At 43.2% G+C, this 19,805-nt stretch carries 18 protein-coding genes; 9 read left to right on the top strand and 9 right to left on the bottom strand.

Going from position 1 to position 19,805, the window contains the following annotated elements; translation table 11 throughout:
• Positions 1-26 precede the first annotated feature (26 nt).
• The gene (locus AB4583_RS02295) at positions 27-770 is read left to right on the top strand and encodes a TetR/AcrR family transcriptional regulator (RefSeq protein ID WP_017069888.1); all 744 of its coding nucleotides are present in this window, start codon (positions 27-29) and stop codon (positions 768-770) included.
• Positions 771-885: 115 nt separating this feature from the next.
• Here AB4583_RS02295 and AB4583_RS02290 read toward each other — a convergent pair whose 3' ends face one another.
• The 3 genes from AB4583_RS02290 to AB4583_RS02280 form a co-directional block, all read right to left on the bottom strand.
• Complete coding sequence (locus AB4583_RS02290) at positions 886-2,157, bottom strand: DEAD/DEAH box helicase (protein ID WP_017059829.1); 1,272 nt, start codon at positions 2,155-2,157, stop codon at positions 886-888.
• 57 nt (positions 2,158-2,214) lie between these two features.
• Complete coding sequence (locus AB4583_RS02285) at positions 2,215-2,826, bottom strand: ACP phosphodiesterase (protein WP_372116261.1); 612 nt, start codon at positions 2,824-2,826, stop codon at positions 2,215-2,217.
• Between the two features lie 205 nt (positions 2,827-3,031).
• Entirely contained in the window at positions 3,032-3,160 is a 129-nt protein-coding gene (locus AB4583_RS02280) for a hypothetical protein (RefSeq protein ID WP_017059831.1), read from the bottom strand.
• Positions 3,161-3,606: 446 nt separating this feature from the next.
• On the opposite strand from AB4583_RS02280, the gene AB4583_RS02275 reads away from it, so the two are divergent.
• Both AB4583_RS02275 and AB4583_RS02270 read left to right on the top strand, forming a co-directional pair.
• A complete protein-coding gene (locus AB4583_RS02275) occupies positions 3,607-4,830 on the top strand; it encodes an aromatic amino acid transport family protein (protein ID WP_017059832.1) in 1,224 nt (407 codons plus the stop codon).
• Between the two features lie 148 nt (positions 4,831-4,978).
• Entirely contained in the window at positions 4,979-6,403 is a 1,425-nt protein-coding gene (locus AB4583_RS02270) for a methyl-accepting chemotaxis protein (RefSeq protein WP_017069887.1), read from the top strand.
• Positions 6,404-6,811: 408 nt separating this feature from the next.
• On the opposite strand, the gene AB4583_RS02265 is transcribed toward AB4583_RS02270, so the two are convergent.
• The 3 genes from AB4583_RS02265 to AB4583_RS02255 form a co-directional block, all read right to left on the bottom strand.
• Positions 6,812-7,537 (bottom strand): HAD-IA family hydrolase, encoded by a 726-nt coding sequence (locus AB4583_RS02265; protein WP_017059834.1) that lies wholly within the window; start codon positions 7,535-7,537, stop codon positions 6,812-6,814.
• A gap of 303 nt (positions 7,538-7,840) precedes the next feature.
• Positions 7,841-9,649, bottom strand: a complete 1,809-nt coding sequence (locus AB4583_RS02260; RefSeq protein ID WP_017069886.1) for an HD domain-containing phosphohydrolase — start codon at positions 9,647-9,649, stop codon at positions 7,841-7,843.
• A gap of 60 nt (positions 9,650-9,709) precedes the next feature.
• Positions 9,710-10,204 (bottom strand): hypothetical protein, encoded by a 495-nt coding sequence (locus AB4583_RS02255; RefSeq protein ID WP_017064644.1) that lies wholly within the window; start codon positions 10,202-10,204, stop codon positions 9,710-9,712.
• A 248-nt stretch (positions 10,205-10,452) separates the two neighbouring features.
• Between AB4583_RS02255 and AB4583_RS02250 the strand changes: the two genes are divergently transcribed.
• From AB4583_RS02250 to AB4583_RS02235, 4 genes are all read left to right on the top strand, one after another.
• Complete coding sequence (locus AB4583_RS02250; protein ID WP_017064645.1) at positions 10,453-10,932, top strand: CreA family protein; 480 nt, start codon at positions 10,453-10,455, stop codon at positions 10,930-10,932.
• Between the two features lie 129 nt (positions 10,933-11,061).
• Complete coding sequence (locus tag AB4583_RS02245; protein ID WP_017069885.1) at positions 11,062-12,366, top strand: inosine/guanosine kinase; 1,305 nt, start codon at positions 11,062-11,064, stop codon at positions 12,364-12,366.
• 293 nt (positions 12,367-12,659) lie between these two features.
• The gene (locus AB4583_RS02240; RefSeq protein ID WP_372116258.1) at positions 12,660-14,408 is read left to right on the top strand and encodes a formate--tetrahydrofolate ligase; all 1,749 of its coding nucleotides are present in this window, start codon (positions 12,660-12,662) and stop codon (positions 14,406-14,408) included.
• A 237-nt stretch (positions 14,409-14,645) separates the two neighbouring features.
• Positions 14,646-16,550 carry a diguanylate cyclase gene (locus AB4583_RS02235; protein WP_372051762.1) on the top strand — a complete coding sequence of 635 codons (1,905 nt, stop codon included), beginning with the start codon at positions 14,646-14,648 and terminating at the stop codon, positions 16,548-16,550.
• A gap of 63 nt (positions 16,551-16,613) precedes the next feature.
• Here the strand turns inward: AB4583_RS02235 and AB4583_RS02230 are convergent, their stop codons facing one another.
• Positions 16,614-17,219: a beta-phosphoglucomutase family hydrolase gene (locus AB4583_RS02230; protein ID WP_372116255.1), complete on the bottom strand. Its 606-nt coding sequence runs from the start codon at positions 17,217-17,219 to the stop codon at positions 16,614-16,616.
• An 87-nt stretch (positions 17,220-17,306) separates the two neighbouring features.
• On the opposite strand from AB4583_RS02230, the gene arfB reads away from it, so the two are divergent.
• Entirely contained in the window at positions 17,307-17,717 is a 411-nt protein-coding gene (gene arfB, locus AB4583_RS02225; protein WP_372051759.1) for an alternative ribosome rescue aminoacyl-tRNA hydrolase ArfB, read from the top strand.
• 93 nt (positions 17,718-17,810) lie between these two features.
• Here the strand turns inward: arfB and AB4583_RS02220 are convergent, their stop codons facing one another.
• On the bottom strand, positions 17,811-18,128 hold the full coding sequence (locus AB4583_RS02220; protein ID WP_017059843.1) for a helix-turn-helix transcriptional regulator: 318 nt from the start codon (positions 18,126-18,128) through the stop codon (positions 17,811-17,813).
• Positions 18,129-18,328: 200 nt separating this feature from the next.
• Here AB4583_RS02220 and AB4583_RS02215 point away from each other — a divergent pair, with 200 nt between their 5' ends.
• Positions 18,329-18,655, top strand: a complete 327-nt coding sequence (locus AB4583_RS02215) for a hypothetical protein (protein WP_017069881.1) — start codon at positions 18,329-18,331, stop codon at positions 18,653-18,655.
• 91 nt (positions 18,656-18,746) lie between these two features.
• Here AB4583_RS02215 and AB4583_RS02210 read toward each other — a convergent pair whose 3' ends face one another.
• Positions 18,747-19,799, bottom strand: a complete 1,053-nt coding sequence (locus AB4583_RS02210; RefSeq protein ID WP_372116252.1) for a trypsin-like serine protease — start codon at positions 19,797-19,799, stop codon at positions 18,747-18,749.
• Positions 19,800-19,805: the final 6 nt, after the last annotated feature.

Here is a 19,805-nt window from a genome sequence, read left to right as displayed (position 1 = left end):
ATGTTGTAATCAGGTAATTATGTGAAATGAAGATGACCGAAAAGAAGCAAGGTAGAAGAAGTGCAAAAGACGCCGAAGAGACGCGTTTTTTGATCATGAGCGTTGCCGCAGACATGTTCTGTGACTTTGGCTACGATCGTGTATCACTGCGAAACATCAGTGAAAAGGCAGGCGTCTCGCATAGCCTTATCCGCCACCACTTTGGTAGCAAAGAAAAGATTTGGCATGCAATAAGTGATTGTTTACACGATTATTTTCAGTCTTACATCAGTAAGATTATGGAAGAGCTGCCAAAAGATGTTGCGCCAAATATCGCTATCTACCTGTTTAGCATGCGTCTGTTCACCAACATGATTCACTCACGTAGGCCAATGCAGCTTATTTCAGACTCTGTTCGCCAAGAAGACAACCTAGTTGATTACTTCATCGACAATGTCGGCGATGTTGAAAAAGAGATTAACGGGCTTGCTGCTGAGTACAATGCAGCTAACCCAGACAAAATGATCAACATTTACGAAGTTAAATGGCAAATGATCATGTACGCAAACGGCGCTGTATGCCTCACTCCCTTTATGGAAAGCACTTGGAATGAAGGCGATATGGTCACCTCTCCTGAAGATGTCCTACTTAAGCATTGGCAGCTTTTCAACACGCAGATGGTCAGCAAGTTCAATATTGATGAAGAGTGGGTTCTAAACCCAACCTCGATTGAAGAGCTGATTTATGAAGTGCCATGTGAATGGAAATGTAACCAGGAACATAAAGCTTAATCGGGTTCATACCCATGATGAGCTTATAAGATACAAAAACGCGCCGTTACAGAAGTCACTGTAACGGCGCATTTTTATATGTATAGATCTTTAAACTGGAGCTTTGTACAGCTTATTAGCGACGTGCTTTACCGCGGTTTTGGTGAATCTTAAGCTTCGCTTTCATCTTACGTTTTTCTGATGAACGGCTTTTGCTGCGACCACCACGATCGGGCGCTAGATCTTTTTCAAGGCTTGGTTCAAAGCCCTCTAGCCACTCTTGAGGCAAGCGAGTATCAAGTAATCGCTCAATATCACCCAATAGGTAAGCTTCATCCTGACTCATCAAAGAGATCGCTAAGCCGCTGTTACCCGCACGGCCAGTACGTCCGATGCGGTGAACATAATCTTCTGCTTTAAATGGCATGTCATAGTTCACAACTTGTTCTAGCTGCTGAATATCAATACCACGAGCTGCCACGTCGGTTGCGATCAACGCACGAACTTTGCCTGACTTGAAATCGTCTAGGGCTTTTTGACGCGCACCTTGGCTCTTATCGCCATTGATTGATGCCGCTTTAATGCCGTCTAACTTAAGCTCTTTAACGAGAGCATCAGTGCCCTGCTTAGTCTTTGTGAACACCAACACTTGTTGCCAGTTTTTTGAACCAATCAAATACGCTAATAGCTCACTTTTACGCGACTTATCTACCGGGTAAACCATCTGTGTTACGGTTTCAGCGGTGCTGTTTTTTGGCGTAACTTGGATTTCACTTGGCTTCTGCATCATACGGTGTGCAATCGCTTTGATTTTGTTATCAAACGTTGCAGAGAAGAACAGAGTTTGACGCACTTCGTTCATGCGAGAAAGAATACGCTTGATGTCAGGCATGAAGCCCATATCTAACATACGGTCAGCTTCATCCAGTACCAGTACTTCCGTTTGGCTCAACATGATGTTTCTAGTGAACATGTGATCAATAAGACGACCAGGCGTCGCGACAAGAATATCTGCGCCACCGCGTAAGTTATCAGTTTGCACCTTCATGCTAACGCCGCCGTAAGCCACCACGACTTTAATGTCGGTGCCCTTTGCGTAGCTAGTTAAGTTATCGAAAACCTGTTGTGCCAATTCACGAGTTGGCACTAATACAAGCGCACGAACGAGCTTAGGGTTCGGAATAACGTTGTCTTTTGTCTCGATTAATCTTTGAATAATCGGTAAACCAAACGCAGCCGTTTTACCTGTACCCGTTTGAGCACCAGCCAGTACATCTTTGCCTTCTAATACCAATGGAATTGCTTGTTCTTGAACACTGGTAGGAGCCGTAAAATTAAGCTCAGACAACGTGGCAAGAAGATGCTCAGATAATCCTAGTTGGTTAAAAGATTTTGTAGATTCAGACATAGTATGATGCTCAAAGATTAAATAGGCGCGGATTGTAGCAAACCTGCATTACGCTGTTTACCTTTCCTTTTGATTTTTCTTCATTTGAAGCGCATTAAACTGCTTAGCTTCCTCTAAAACGTTGGGATAAAGCTCATTAAAGTGACACTGCAACGTATCATAGTGACGTTCGAGGTCATCGTAACATGCCTCGAGCATACCGAGCTTAGGCCTTCTCAACGCCATTCGCTGCAACACCACCTCTATAGATGACATGTCTTGATAGCTCTCTAACCATCTATGCTCAGCCATTTTCTGGTGAACCATAACGAAATTTTCAGGCCAGTGTGGCTCTTGATGTTCAAAGATCTGCTCATGGCTATCTGAACAAAAACGCTCTAATGTCTGCTGTGAAAACTGATCCCAATGATTGGCTAAGCAGTGATCCCAAAATACATCGAGTGCGATAGGCGCAAAGCGTCGTGTTTGGTCTGAGAAAAGTGATTTTGCAGAACGAGATACATCATGACGATCAGTATAGCTATCAACAAATCGATGAAGCCTAATACCGTCAGAAAGGGAATCAGAATAGTGTTTATTAGGGTCGCCTTTAACAAAATCACCTAACAGGTTACCTGCTAAGTTGCTGTTACAGTGTTTGGCGATGTGAAGGTGTGCAAGAAAGTTCATTGAACCTCATTAAAGTATCGAGAACTAAGTAACATGGTAAACGTACTCGTTTATCTTCGCGAACTTTAATGAGGATAGTTTTGGTATGACGTGTGAGCGAATACGATTTGCTCAGTTTAGAATTGTTTGCTTTGAGAAGCTTTAGCTAAGAAAACTTTTAGCTTTAAAACGTTTCAGTTGAAACTGAATTAAAGATCTTAAAAGCTTAGTTCGAAGACTTGAAAAGCTCTTCTGCTAACTGTTTCACTGTCTGCTCATAGTCAGACAAATCAATGCCAATTTCCATAGCATCTAACAACTCTAGACTTTCGTCATTATAAGATTGGTCACTCATTGTGCCCCCTCTATTCCTTGATGTGGACATGATGTCCGATTAACTAGTGCACCATCTTGGACTTATATTATGTCACTTTGATGAACGCACTCTACTCTACCCATTCCATATTCATAGCTTAAAGCTACTCGCGATCATTAACGCTTTTTTGCGCTAAAGGGGTATACGCGAACGACATATGTACTGCCACCTTACACCAAGTACAACAAATTACTCTATAAATTTTGAAACCGATCATGGTCAAAAGTTTGCTTTGCTCATTTGAATGCTGACACGCCCCTTTGTGTAAATATTAATTTACAGTGGATGCTTTTAATTACAATAAGAATTGCATTTGGAATTAAACTCAATCAGAATACTTCAAAATCGAGATATTCTTTGGGTTTATGCGCTTAAGCTAGAAGAATTACAATGAAAACACACCCTAACGTAAAGAATTATATACAATGAATAAATCAAAGGTTTTTGGTAGTACTTTGATCATTGCAGGCACAACCATTGGTGCTGGCATGCTCGCTCTTCCACTTGCTTCTGCAGGTATTGGCTTTTCAACTTCACTTTTCTTGATGCTGGGTTTATGGGCGTTAATGGCTTTTACTGCGCTATTAATGGTAGAGCTTCACCAATTCGCAGAATCTGACGCTACCCTACACACGTTAGCTCATACCATTTTGGGGACAAAAGGAAAGTGGATTGCGAGCTTCGCGGTGATGTTTCTTTTCTACGCTCTGTGTGCGGCATACATAGCTGGCGGCGGTGCGCAATTTAACCAACGAATTTCGGATATCGCGGGTATCGAACTTAATGCTCAAATCACCACGCTTCTATTTACCCTATTAGTTGCCGGCGTTGTTACGATTGGTACACACAGTGTTGATAAAGTTAACCGCGTTTTGTTTGGCTTAAAGCTTATCGCGATGGTTTTGGTACTCAGCTTCCTAGCGCCAAACATTACCTCTCAATACTTAATGAGCATGCCTTTACAGCAAGGCCTGATTGTTGCGGCTATTCCGGTTGTGTTTACCTCTTTTGGTTTCCACGGCAGCATCCCATCAATTGTTCGATACCTAGATGGTGACGTTCGTTCTTTACGTAAGGTAATGATTATTGGCTCGGCACTGCCTCTGGTTATCTACGTTTTCTGGCAAAGTGTTACTTTGGGCGTGATTAGCCAAGAGCAGTTGTTGTCTGACACAAGCTTGGGCGCGCTATTAGTCTCGCTATCGCAAACGGTTCATCAATCCAACCTAAGCGTGATCGTCGGTGTGTTTGCAGACCTTGCACTGCTGACATCTTTTATTGGTGTGAGCTTGGGCTTATTTGAATTCATGGGCGACTCACTGAGCAAGAAACTAGGTAACGCAAAACGTGTTAAGACAGCTGCTATCACCTTCTTACCGCCACTGGGGTTTGCCTTATTTTACCCACAAGGCTTCATCATGGCTTTAGGCTACGCAGCCATTGCACTTTCAGTGCTCGCGATTCTGTTACCAACAGTGATGGTCTACAAGGTTCGTTACACTGATTTCTCTGTCAAACCACAATCTTCAGAAGCCAGTTACCAAGTGTTAGGCGGTAGCAAAGCGTTGTTTTTAGCAGGTAGCGTTGGCGTATTTATCATTGCGATTCAAGTTCTTATTTCAGTAGGGTTACTGCCTTCTTTAGGCTAATAAACCTATACAGAACTAATTTACTTGATTCAGTTCTCATAAATGACATATCACTATCATTAATTTTCACAATTAGTCGATTGAAGTCACATTTTTATTGAGGTCGGTTATTTAGAGTCCACGGTAAAGGATTTACCGTGGAGTTTTTATGAAAGAAGTACAATTTCGAACGATAGACAAACTGTTTATCAAGATGTCGATCAACGACAAATTTTGGGTCATTTTCTTAATCTTTTTTGCCGCTTTGGCAAGCCTAGCTGGACTGAACTACGTCAACAAAATGGAACACATTGACGTAACTGCAAAACAGCAGGTCGAGTATCAACTGCAAGGCATTTTATCAGCATCAGATTCCCCTGCTTCTGTTCGCTCTGTTAGCCAGCAAACTCGCGCTCAACAAACCACTATTTCAAACAATGGTTCGGCGACTGCCACAGCACTCGCACAAGATGGCAACTACTACTCACTTACCGTTTCAACTAACGATATACAGAATCAAAAGCAGCAAGCACTGTACACTTTATTACTGAGCTTCTTGTGGTGTGTGCCTTTTGGTCTTTTCTGTTACTGGGTAGCGACTTTCCTAGGCGGCGCACTTTGGGTTCTTTATTCAACGACTCAAAAGATTGGTGATGGTGACTTAACATCACGCCTTGGCTTCCACCCTGGCCGTGACGAGTTCGGCACGATTGGTTGTGCGCTTGACCGTTCAATGGACACGCTTAGCGAGTTAGTCAACAACGTAAACCACAGTGCAGCAACGCTAAGTGAAACGTCAGCTTCTTTCGAAACAGAGATGAAGCGCAGCGAAACACAAATCATGAGCCAAAACGCATCTCTAGACTCTGTAGCGACAGCAATGGATCAGATGACAGCTTCAGCAAATGAAGTCTCTAACATCTCTGCACGCTCAACGGAACAAACCGAGCAAGACGCGCAGCAAATCAACGATAGCCACGCGAAAGTTCAACAAGCGATCTCAGAAATCACCACCCTTTCTTCTTTGATTGAGCAAACCTCATCTTCTGTTACTAGCTTGAATGTGAATACGAGCCAAATTAACGAGGTCATCACGACGATCAATGCTATTTCAGAGCAAACTAACTTACTTGCTTTGAATGCCGCGATTGAAGCCGCTCGTGCGGGCGAACAAGGCCGAGGTTTCGCTGTTGTTGCTGATGAAGTAAGAACACTGGCAAGCCGCACTCAGTCGGCAACGGTAGAAATCCAAGCGATGATTGAGCGCTTACAGCAAGAGAGCCAAAATATCGCGAAGATCACCGAACAGACGGTTGATCAAGCGCAAACCAGTAGCCAGTTGATTTCGGACATTGGTCACGACGTAAACTCGATTGCAGATTCAGCTCAAGCGCTAATGGACATGAGTATCCAAATCGCAACATCAGCCGATGAGCAAAGTAACGTTGCCAATACGATTGCAGCAGAGCTTAACGATATTCGAAGCCAATCCGATGTGATTAAAGACGTGGCTCAGAATTCTTCAAATGGCGTATCTAGGCTAACAGAAGCGTCGGTTTCTCTATCTCAGACATTGGCACGCTACCGAACTTAAGGATCAACTGGTGAACTAGCGGCGTGAATTGAAAACAAACTAATGAGGACTCGTAATGGGTCCTTTCTTTTTGGCTTTTGTTTAATAACATTACAAGAACCATGGTCAATAACGATGACATTATCAATTACCATGAAGCAAGTCGCAAAGGAGAGATTAAGAAGTGTCAGAACTGTCTAATATTCGAGCTTAGGAGTAATCTAATTGAACGGGTCTTTTTTCGCTTACCCCCTTGCTGCAGGTGACACATAATGAATAAAACAGAAACACCAAACACCGACGACATTACATGCCCTTTATGCCAACACGACGAGTATCTGCTTTCAGAAAGTGGAGAAAAGTTTACTTGTGCATCTTGCGGTTTCCACACCAAACAATTTAGTAAGGTAGTCAGCCTTCAACTAAGCTCTACCCCACCAAAGCTGCAGAATTCGATATACCACCATTTGAGCAGTGCTTGCCATTAATCCAAACTGAAATTTCTTCTAAACTGTAGATATCCTGAGCCGCGAGTTCTGCTGAGTCGGCTTCGGGATCTACGATTGCTTCATCAATACTCGGGCGTAATCGAAACGATTGGATACCCGCGCGAACACCAGCCTCAATCCCTTTCAACGTATCATCCACGTAGATGCACTCATTTGGCAGAAAGCCCATGTTCATGGCCGTGTACATGATTAGATCAGGCTCTGGCTTCCAGCTGTTAGCATCAAAAGCTGAGAACACTTTGCCTTTGAAGTCGTCTAGCATGCCTGTCATCGCCAATGAAGATTCAACCCTAGATTTCGGTGCATTGGAAGCAATACAAAACTCGATGTCTTGTTGTTTGAGGAATTCAATAAGTTCGATAGCGCCATCCATCGGTTTTAAATGACGCTGGAACAGTGCTTGTAATTCATTGCGATATAACGGCTCAAGTGTATCAATCGAGATAGATAACCCAAGACGTTCTTGTGTATCCATTAAGATGTCGGCTAGCTTCCCGCCTTGAAAGTGCGCATAGCAGTCGTTGACGTTTAGCTCCGCTCCAAAGCCAGTGAAAACGTTCACCAAAGCTTGGCAGCACAGCTTTTCACTATCGATAAGTGTTCCGTCACAATCGAAAATCACACATTTAGTCTGTTCTAACCGCATAGGTATCTCACTCAGATTGAATCCAAGTTTTATCCTATAGTGTTCTTTCAATGCGCGAGATGATTGAGGTAACAGTTTGCAGATACAGGCTTATTTCTCTTCGCGAAATATGGAGTTGATCACTTTATCGCTCAGCATAAGCAACAGTTTTCTTTAAATTAACCCAGATTCTACGAAACCAAATACTGCGAGCTTTACATAAGCTACTCAATTTCAGGAGAAAATATAAATCACTACTTCCTAGCCGGATCGTGGTGAATCGATAAAAAAAATGGCTTATAGGCTACTCAGATAGAGCGACAATTAGCTAACAACCGACTCTTCTAAGACCTTAGCTTCAAGCGAAGGTGAAGACGCATATTCTACAGTTCCAGTATCGGGGTACGAATCTCGGATAGCGACAAACTCGGATAAGTGTTTCAGTAGCAATTTAGTTAGCTGAGGATCAAACTGGTAGCCACACTCTCGCTCAAACAAATCGACCACCATATCTAACGGCCACGGTTCTTTGTAGCAACGTGCACTAAGCAGCGCATCAAACACATCGGCTACGGCAGTGATACGAGCAAACAGGTGTATTTCATCACCCACTTTTCCATTCGGGTATCCAGCACCATCCCAACGCTCGTGATGTTCGTTAGCAATGATTGCCGCGAGGTTGGTAATATCACCCGCTCCGCTCTTTAGTAAGTTATAGCCAGCCGTAGTATGAAGCTTCATCACCTCCCACTCTTGGTCGGTTAATTTCCCAGGTTTATCCAAGATTGATTCAGGGACTGAAATCTTACCCACATCGTGCATTGGGCTGATGATCTCAATCATCTCGACCTCGCGATGGCTCAAGCCACGATACTTAGCAAGCAGTGCAGACAACTTGGCTACACGCTTAACATGATTACCAGTTTCGCCAGAGCGGGTTTCAATTGCCTCTCCGAGAACATGAATCATATCCTTTTGGATATTCAAGGTCTGTTTCTGAAGCTTTAAGATTCGTTTGTTCTTATTCGCCAACTCTTTCTTTTGGCGCAGAGTGACAAATTGCATCAAGATGATCAGGCTCAAACCCGCAATCACCATCGACAGCCCCAATAACAACTGGAAGTTTTTGCGAATAAAGGATGAAGGCTCGTTAATGAAAACCGCTTCGTCAGGTAACGCGTTTCCACTAATCCCGTATCTCTTCATTGCAGGGTAATTGAATACAAAACGTTTGTTGTCTCCGGGAGTTAACGGTGTAGTAAAACCAAGTGGAAGGTATTTATCCAACGCATCGACGGCCTGTTCACCCATGCTTTGTGAGTGATTAACGTAACCACCGAGTACATCACCCGAAATATAGAACTGCCATAAAGCAAACACCGGAGCAGCACTCGATTTTGACAACGTATCCGCAATCTCTTGGTAAGTGTGATAAACCCCTTGCTTTAACTCGGTGTTGTAATGACTGAGCAATACCGCATCGTCCGCAGAGATCCCTTCCAAAAATTGGCTCGTATGCTCCAGCGACAAGTCGCGAATTTCTACGAGATTGATATTTGAAAATTCAGCCATCATTTTCTTCATTTCTTTATGAATCAATTCAGACGTGACACTGTAATCATTTACAAAATAGAGATTCTTTAGATTAGGTCTTAATTTGGAGATCAGCTTAATATTAACGTCTATCTGATCGTTCTCGTAAAGCACAGTTGCTCTGTCAGACACCGCGTACATGTCGGTGCTGAAATCATTGATGCCGGCTGCAACGACAGGTGTGGAGCGATCAATCAAATTAGGCAGAGATTCAAGAAAATTGGCTGCGTTATCGTCCGTCGCAATTACGCCATCAAATTTATAACCTGCATACTTCGCACGTAAGTAGTTCGCGAGAGAGTCGTAATACTCTGGGCTGTGGACACGCTTTGAATCCAAATACTCTATTGAGAGTTTAACTTCGGTTTGAGACTGGCTGAACGCACTGTCTATCCCTTTTTGGAAGTCAGCAGTCCATTGATAAGAAGGTTCGTATGAGTGTAAAACTAGGATGCGTTTAATATCCCAGTCGTTAGCAAAACTGAGTGAAGAATAAGCGCTAACACATAATACAGCGATTGATATCAATAGCTTGTACATACAATACCCTTTAAATAAAACGGGGTATTGTACTTAGATTAACGCTTTGTCAAAGAATCTTTAGTTCTCGATCCATACTTTATCGCAAGAAGCATGATCTTGTGCCCAAAAATCGTGTAACTGCTTAGCAAAGTTGTTGATACTTTGACCATTTTCAGCAACGACATCCGAGATCAATAGGGAACCATCCGCTTCTGTGACGATAGCGCTCGCCACAACTTCACCGTTTTGAGTACCAATATATAATACATGATCGTCAGAAAGCATAATTTGGCTCAAGAACTCAAGCATGTGTGCCCTTTCGATTTCATCTTGGTAAACGCTTGCTTGGTTGAGTGAAAATAGCACGGTCAATTTATGGAAATCGACTTTATGCAGTTCATCAATTTGGGAAGGAGTTTGATCTTGTGCTAGGAGTTGGTATGTCTTGGATGGAAGTTTGCTTTGATAAAGTTCACGGCCGAGGAGGCTCTCTTTTGCGGGGTAAGCAATATCGAGCTGACTAAATAGCCATTGGTTTTTCTTGTGTGCAATTTCAGGTATTTCGTTATTCATTCTTTTAGTACCTACGGTTAGTATCCCCAAATATCGCAGTTATTTGGAAGACATACGGTCGGCTGAGGTGCCGAGCTACAAGCAGAGAGCATACAGAGCATGACCAAGGCCAACAAGTACTTTAAATGCTTCATATTTTTCATTATCCAACAACATCCTTTAAGAACTTAACGAAAAGCTCTACACTCGTATCCAAGCTTTCAATATCCTTATAGTAAACAGAACTATATAAATAAAAAGGACTTCTTATGAAAAAAGCCTTAATAGCAGCAGGTATCGTGACAATGTTAGCTGGCTGTTCGGACAACGAGGTTGGCGACGTCTCACTGGGTTTCTTCACAATGAAGGATATCAAGATGTCTTCATTAGATGACGATAAGATCGCGGGTGTTACCTGTCATATCGCATCAATCGAAGCAAACCTTAGCCTTTCTGATCCAAGTGATAGCTCTATATCTTGTCGTCAAACAGGTGAAATTACACCAGAAATGATTGCTCAAATAGACAAGAGTAAGTCTGGCGAAGTGGTATTCAAGCAATCGAAAAGTATCTTCTTTAAAACAATGAAGGTTCGTCGTATCTACGATGCAGAGAATCAGTCGCTGCTCTACTTGTCTTACACCACCAAAGAAACAGAAGGTAGCTTCAAACACAGCCTTTCAACTGTTCCACTATGGGGTACAGAGGCTTACGTTGATCCAGCGACGTTAGTACAGCCAACCGAGTAGTTTCAAACATATAGTTAGTTGAATCACCTGTACAGACATTGTGCAGGTGATTCAAAATGTAATAAAAATGAAAGAAACAGAAACAAAATGTGATATCATGCGGCAAAATTTTTTCACTGTATTTTTCATATGAAGTTTCCTGGACAGCGTAAATCTAAGCACTACTTTCCAACTCACGCACGTGATCCGTTGGTCAACCAAATTCAACAAACGCCTAAGCTTCACCGCGCAACGATTGTGGGTGTTGGCCAAACGATTGTTGATATCGAAGCCCGTGTTGACAACGAGTTCCTAGAAAAATACGAGCTGAGTAAAGGTCACTCACTGGTATTGGAAGAAAGTAAAGCAGATGCGCTGTATGAAGAGTTAGTTGAGCGCGGTTTGATCACGCATCAATATCCTGGCGATACTATCGGCAACACACTGCACAACTATTCCGTACTTGCGGACAGCAAATCTGTCCTGCTTGGCGTAATGTCTAAGAAGATTGAAGTTGGCTCATTTGGTTATCGTTACCTTTGCCGCACTTCTTCTCGTATGAATCTAAACCACCTTCAAACTGTTGATGGTCCAATTGGTCGTTGTTACACGCTGATTTCTGAAGATGGCGAACGTACGTTTGCAATCAACGAAGGCCACATGAACCAACTTCTTCCAGAAAGCATTCCTGAAAAAGTCTTCGAGAAAGCTTCTGCATTGGTTGTGTCGTCATACCTAATGCGTGGCAAACCTGAAGATCCGATGCCAAAAGCGGTACAAAAAGCGATTGAATACGCGAAAGCGCACAATGTGCCTGTTGTACTAACACTTGGTACTAAGTATGTGATCGAAGGCAACGCTGAATGGTGGCAAGAATACCTGAAAGAAAACGTAACCATCGTCGCGATGAACGAAGATGAAGGTGAAGCGCTAACGGGTGAAAAAGATCCTCTATTGGCTGCTAACAAGGCACTTGAGTGGGTTGACCTAGTTCTATGTACTGCAGGTCCTATTGGTCTATACATGGCAGGTTACACTGACGAACCAGCGAAACGCGAAACCACACTGCCATTGTTACCGGGTAACATCCCTGAGTTCAATAAATACGAATTCAGCCGTGCGATGCGTAAGCAAGACTGTAAAGACCCAGTAAAAGTGTACTCTCACATTGGCCCTTACCTAGGTGGCCCACTTGAGATTAAGAATACCAATGGCGCTGGCGATGGTGCACTTTCAGCACTACTTCACGACATGGCAGCAAATAGCTACCACCACGTGAATGTACCAAACTCAGAGAAACACGAGCACACTTGTCTGACGTACTCTTCACTGTCTCAAATTTGTAAGTACGCAAACCGTGTAAGCTACGAAGTGTTGACTCAGCACTCTCCTCGCCTTTCTCGTGCGCTACCTGAACGCGAAGATAGCTTAGAAGAAACATACTGGGATCGTTAATCGACCATATTAGGGGTTAACTGATTGAGGTTAACGCCAAGTCAGATTACCTATTCCTTGAAGGGCTGCTATATGCAGCCCTTTTTGTATTCAACACCAATATAACTACAACTGTAGGTAATCAGATCGAATATTTTGCTCGTTTAAGATTTGATCTCGCGCAATGACTCTTTAGATCTGTTATCTTCCAGCACATAATTCGTGTGGTTTGCCTTTACTTGGCAAATTTATACAGTACCATCGCCACGCAAACGTTTACGTACCGCCTTTCGGTTCTGATATAAGGATCAAATATGCTGTCTGATATTGATATTTGTCGCTCTACTCCCCTTAAAAACATCAGTGAGGTTGCCAAGCAAGCTGGCCTGCACCACAACGAACATCAGCCATTAGGGCAATTCAAATCTAAAGTGTCTCTCACATCACTTGAACGCCTCGCCAACCAACAAGATGGTAAATTAGTCGTAGTCACGGCGATCACACCGACACCTCTTGGTGAAGGCAAAACCGTCACTACTATCGGATTAGCACAAGGCCTCGCAGAGATTAACCAATCTGCAATGGCCTGCATTCGCCAGCCTTCAATGGGTCCGGTATTTGGTGTAAAAGGTGGCGCTGCGGGTGGTGGTTACTCTCAAGTTGCCCCTATGGAACAATTAAACCTGCACCTGACGGGCGATATTCATGCTGTTACGGCCGCTCACAACCTCGCCTCTGCCGCCATTGATGCACGTTTGTATCATGAACAGCGTGAAGGGTTAGACGCCTTTGAAACGCGCTCAGGCTTAAAAGCATTGAATATCGACCCAAGCAGAATCGTTTGGCGACGTGTACTTGACCATAATGATCGCGCATTACGCATGATCACGGTTGGCAAGAACGAAGCAGACAAAACAATTAATGGCTTTGAGCGCGAAGATGGATTTGATATCTCAGCCGCTTCTGAGCTAATGGCCATTCTTGCTCTAGCTGATGACCTTCAAGATTTAAGAAAGCGTATCGGACGGGTGGTACTTGCTTACAACAAACAAGGCTTGCCGCTAACCGCAGATGACTTCAACGTTGCAGGCGCAATGACCGTGACCATGAAGGATTCTATTGAACCAACATTGATGCAAACCCTTGAAGGCGTTCCTACCCTAATTCACGCCGGGCCTTTCGCGAACATCGCACATGGTAACTCTTCAATTATTGCCGATAAAATAGCGTTAAAGCTGAGTGACTTTGTGGTAACTGAAGGTGGTTTCGGCTCAGACATGGGCTTTGAGAAAGCGTGCAACATAAAAGCGAAAGCGTCGAACAAGAAGCCCGATTGCGCTGTGGTTGTCGCAACCTTACGTGGATTAAAGGCTAACTCTGGTTTATACGATTTGAGACCCGGCACTCCGTTACCTGATTCAATCTTTAATGATGACCAAGACGCGCTTGTTGCAGGGTTTGAGAACCTAAAATGGCACATCACTAACGTTAAGCAATACCAAGTGCCTACAGTTGTTGCGATTAACCGATTCCCACAAGACTCAGCTCAAGAGCTCGATGCTTTGAAACAGATGATCACCGACTTCGATCCAAGCGTTAGCGTTGAAGTAAGCGAAGCATTTGGTCAAGGTGGCGAAGGCGCGACTCAACTGGCTCACGCTGTAGTCAAAGCTTGCCAAAAACAGAGTGAATTTAAGCCTTTGTATCACTCAGAGCAAAGCCTAGAAGAAAAGCTGATGGCAGTTGCTGAAGTTGGTTATGGCGCGGCAAGTATTTCGCTATCTCCACTGGCTAAAAAACAACTGGCTGAATTCAAACTGCATGGCTATAACGACCTATCGGTTTGTTTAGCAAAAACACCATTATCGATCTCGACAGAAGCACACGTAAAAGGTGCACCAATCCAATTTGACGTGCCCGTTAGAGAACTAAAATTGTGTGCTGGTGCTGGTTTTATTTACGCGTTGTGCGGCAATGTGATGACCATGCCAGGCTTGCCTGACAAACCGGCGTTCATGTCGTTAGATATTGATAGTAATGGAAATATCGTAGGCCTAAGCTAGCTGCCCTTAGTTAGATAATCGGCAATTAATCGCGATTAATTTAGCTTAGGTTTCGGAGCAGTGTTCTATATTGAGCAATCATTTACTAACGAAATGATTGCTCAACAATCAAGCTTAACTGCAAAAAGTTGCACTTAAATCGTAGTTATATGCGAATCTTGTCTTAACTTCTCGGTCAAGATCACATTAAAAACCCTATAAAATATATAGTATTGCGCTGATTCTTTGAGGACAGTGATGAATACAAGTATAAAAAAACTAGTCAGCCAATTTCTATGTACCATCTTTGCCCTAGGACTAGTCCCTGCCCTCTACATCAATTCTGAACTTGACAGAATTGATGCTCAGCACACTCTAAATATTAAGCAGTCTAGCCAAAATCAAATCGAATACAGCTTTCATGAACTCGCTATTATTGTTGAGCAAATCTCTAACTCTGTTCCTTCAATCGCCGACTCTCAAACACTACTCCGAGCGATTCGAGAACCTTCTATTATCCATAAAGAAACCCTGCAAGATCTTTGGGTGATGTTAGCTCGTGGCCAAAAATACTATTCCCAGCTTCGTTACCTCGATCTAGCTGGCAACGAAGTGTTTCGCGTTAATTATAAAGACAATCAAGCAATCGTGGTTCCAGATAGTGAACTGCAGAACAAGTCTTCGCGTGATTACTATGAGGTACTACAGCAATTAAAGATTGGTGAGATTAGCTCTCGCGGTATTGATCTTGAAGTCGAAAACGGAGAGATCGTTCGCCCTTTGATTCCAGCGCTACGCATTATGACGCCAGTCGCTGAAAACAACCGCATTATTGGTTACTTCATCGCAAACCTGAACATGCTTGAGATTTATAAGCGCCTTCACTATCAAATTGGTGCATCTTCTGCTGTTCCTATTATTCTCAACAAAACCGGACACATAATCATGGGGCCGGATCCTACGGAATCTTTCGGACATGTAATTGAATCACGTTCAGAGCAGACTTACGCAAAGTTATACCCTGAGCTTTGGACTGCGATTCAAGACAAGACATCTTCGAGCTATTTCGATGGTGAGAACTGGTATTTTCATTCCGACATCAGCCCTAAAATCAAACAGTTTGAAGGCCCTATTTACATGGTTCTTCACATTGAAAATCAGCAGTTCAGCAGTCAATACCGAGAAGAAAAACAAGCGATCGTCGTTCAGATCATCACCTTGTCTTTCTTGATTTCGATGATCTCCGCTGGCTTCGTATTGTGGAACAGCAACCACAAGAAGAACAGTATCGAGAGCCAACTTGCTAAGGCCGCAATGAATGGCATGTCTGCCTTGGTGATTACCGACAGAAACAACCGAATCATCAAAGTAAACCAAGAGTTCACCCGTGTGAGTGGCTACGAGTTAGAAGACGTAAAAGGCCGCCAACCGTCCATGTTTGCCTCTGGTCGCTACAACGAAGAGTTCTACATCAAGATGTGGAGCATCATCAAAGAGAAAGGCATGTGGGAAGGCGAAGTGGTTAATCGTCGTAAAGACGGGTCTTTGATCACGGAAATATTGCGAATCCAAACCATTAAAGACTCGAAAGACGTGATTCAGTTTTATGTCGCTTCATTTGTGGATATAAGTAAACACAAAGAGCTAGAAAACAAACTGAGAAACCTGAGTGAAAAAGATGCCTTAGCTGGGTGTTGGAACCGCCGTAAATTCGATCTTGAGCTGCGAGATGAGTGCTCTCGTGTTAATCGTTACCCTACTCGCGAACAGTCTTGTTTAGCGATTTTGGACATAGACCACTTCAAACGCATCAACGACAGATTTGGTCACGATTATGGAGATCGCGTCATTCAAACCGTTGCTCAAGTATTACAACGAGAGTGCCGAGAAACTGATTTTGTGGCTCGTATTGGTGGCGAAGAGTTTGGCGTTATTCTGCCTCATACCACAACAGAAGAAGCTGAGTATGTACTTAACAGATTGAGAATCGCAGTCAGTATTGAGCTCGATAACGTGGTGACGGTCAGTGGTGGAATTACCAACCTGACCAACGACCCTGCTCTTAACTACAAGTGCGCCGATTTAGCACTTTATGAAGCCAAAGCAGCAGGTCGAAACAGTGTGTGCCTGTTCCTAGACAGCGAAATGAGCGAAATCGCCTAACAGAAAATCAGTATTGTTCCGCTAGGCTATTAGTTTGGCGGTTTAACAACCCAATCCTTGCAATCAGCTTGGTGCAGGATAGAACTCTAGTTTGTTCCCCTCTACCACTAGAATACAATCCATGTTCGCAGCATGAGCAGCCTGCTTACCTATGTTCGTATCTTCAAACACAACACACTGCTTTGGCTGCAAACCCATACCAAAACACGCATCTAAGAAAGTATCCGGATTTGGTTTGTGATTCTTAACGTCTGTTGCTGTCACGAGAATATCGAGCTTACTCAAGATCTCTGTCTTATCCAGTAACTGTTCGGCACTTTTACGTTGACTACCCGTTCCGACTGCAATCTTCTTGTTACCCAGATGCTCTAACAACAGAGAGTGAGTACAAGGGATAACGTCTCCTTTGTCTTCGATAGCCGCAAACGACGCCATTTTAAACGTAGAAACCGCTTGTGGGTCGAGCGATAAACCGTATTTGCTGTTCACCTCACCGGCTATCTTATAACTCGGCATGCCACCTAAGCTATGCAGCCAAGACGCTTCAAAATGAAAGCCAAACTCTTCAGCCGTTCGCTCCCACGCCTTTACATGTGCAGGCATTGTATCGATCAACGTACCGTCCATATCAAAGATTAATCCTTCATATGCCGTTAAATCTATTTTCATCACTACTACCACTCTTAAATAAAGTTACTGATACCATAACCAATATTCAGTATCATGGCGCCATATTACCGTTCAAAATGGATGTTTATGTTACAAATATCTAACTCTGTTTCGATTCAAGACTGGGAACTCCAGTTAACAGCGATCAGAGCACAAGGAGCCGGCGGTCAGAACGTCAATAAAGTATCGAGCGCGATACATTTACGTTTTGATATCAAGCACTCTACCCTACCTGACTTCTATAAAGAAAAGCTCCTCGCATACAAAGATAGCCGCATCACCAAAGACGGTGTGATTATCATTAAAGCGCAACAGTATAGAACTCAGGAACAAAACCGAGATGATGCTTTAGTGCGCTTGAAAGAATTGATCTTGGAAGCGACAAAGGTTCAAAAAGTAAGACGAGCAACTAAGCCGACGCGTGGCTCTCAGAAAAGACGTTTAGAAAGCAAAAAACAAAGAAGCACCACCAAACAGCTGCGTGGAAGAGTGAGCTGATGGCTTCATGCCCTCAGAGAACACATTACCCTAGAAGTATCTGTCAATTTGACTAACGAATCGATCTATTACGCTGTTTATTTGAAAGAAAGACTACTGCTTCTTTTTGACCGACAAAATCAGCTTGATCAACAACAGGCGCTCTTCGCTGGTCAGCAGACGACTGACCGCAGCTACATCTTCCGCTGTTACTTGTGATGCGCCAACAATATCAAGCACCACATCCAAATCCGTCACTTTTAAGGTTCTAGTGATTGAACGATACTGAGACATCTTGATGTCCGCCTCTCCGCGTTCAATCCTTTGATAGGTTTTTAAGCTCATTCCTGCACTCGAGGCTAACTTTTCTTGAGACAAGTTGGCTTGTTTCCTACGCTCAATCAGCGCCAATATTATGGGTTCTTGTGACATAAGCTCATCCTCAAAAGACAGTTATGTCCTAAATTCAGCAAGAAGCAGACCATATTGACTTGTGATGGTTTACATAAGCCATCAAAGGCATATTATTCGCTTGATAAAACCGTTACGTTTCATAAACCTTCACACTGATATCAGTTGTGAACGTACAGGCTAGGTAACTTGAGTATTCAAGTGTTGGGAAATAATAAAAATTGCATATTGCGAATAAGAAAGACGTCAAATTGGAAATTGCGAATCGTTATAAATTGGCATTTCCTTGCATTAAGCACGCATTAGAAACGGACAATGCCCGCCCAGAAATTATTGCAGTGCAGCATAGGCTACTCACTTACAAAGAAGTGCTGCTGCACGGAAGTATGTTGGAAGAGAAAGAATTGAAGCAGGCCTTTTCTGCTCTGAACCAAAATGAAAAAGGTGTCGCACAAGGCGGTATTCAAAGCATCAACGACGCAGTTAAAGAGATGGATGTGATTGTCGAAAGGTACAGTAGAAAAGCGTCTACTGAATTCTGTGCCTAATCCTCTGAACGGCTTAAACAAACAAAACAAAAACGGCCAGTCATAGTTGAATGACTGGCCGTTTGTTTAGCTAACATGAAGACATGGGTATCTAACAAGACATCGCTCTTCTAAACCTACCGAGTAACATCAACGCGCCTAGTAAGCCAAATGACACACTGCCTCCTGAGCCAGATGAGCTTCTACCAGCAGAAGCAGTACGTTTCGCGTCTGTTGAAACAAACTTAGCAGTTTCAGTTCCAGCCATAACACTGTCGATCCAATCTTTATAGTCATAGATTTCTGTGAATACAGAAGTTATGGTGGAGGTGCCACCACATGTACCTGGACCGAAGCTAGTTATTCCAACCTGCCTATAGTCAACACCATCTCTCCAGTAAACTGGACCACCTGAATCACCTTGGCATGTGCCATTGAATAGTCCGGTAGATGAGCTGTAGTTGCCGTTAAAGCAGATCTGGTTGTTAGTTAAAGCTGCTTCATTAATAAAATCGGCCGTTGCACAAGTCGCATTATCTACATAATTAAGATCTGCTTTTTGTAATAAGGTAGTGCCGTCAAATTCAGAACGTGTATCACCGTGACCCACAGCAGTAAACGTCTCTAAAGAACTACGATAGCCCTCAGAAGTTGGTCGCTTCACAATATCATTAACGGAATCTATGTTGAGCGCACTTTCAAGTTTTAAAATGGCTACGTCATTACGTAATAAATCGTTCAAGCTATTTGAGTAATTACTAGGATAAAACACCTCAGAGACTCGAACCTTTTCAATGCTTCCATTTGGAAATTGGGAAGAGTCTTCCAATTGAGGAACAACTACCGTGAAAAGTTGAGCATTCTCATCACCATAAATACAGTGTGCAGCAGTCAGTACATGATAGTTATCTAAAATTGTCGCACCACAGTAAGGGCCTGTTGAGTAAACACCGTCATAATCAATACGATCAATGAACAAGCTTGCCATCGAAGGAAATTCCGTGACTGAAGCGTCGCTACCATTCACAATATAGGGTGTTACACCAAAATCAGGAGTACTTTCGTCCGTGTTTTCCGTTGCCATAACACTTGATGTGTAAATTAATGGCGCTAAAAGCCCTAAAACGGCTTTACGAACCGGACTCATTGTATGGTTTACGTTCATAGTTAA

Source organism: Vibrio sp. 10N.222.49.C12, from assembly GCF_041475025.1.
GTDB classification, from domain to species: domain Bacteria; phylum Pseudomonadota; class Gammaproteobacteria; order Enterobacterales; family Vibrionaceae; genus Vibrio; species Vibrio crassostreae_C.
Note: the sequence above shows the minus strand (reverse complement) of the source record. Positions and strands in the feature narration are given on the sequence as shown.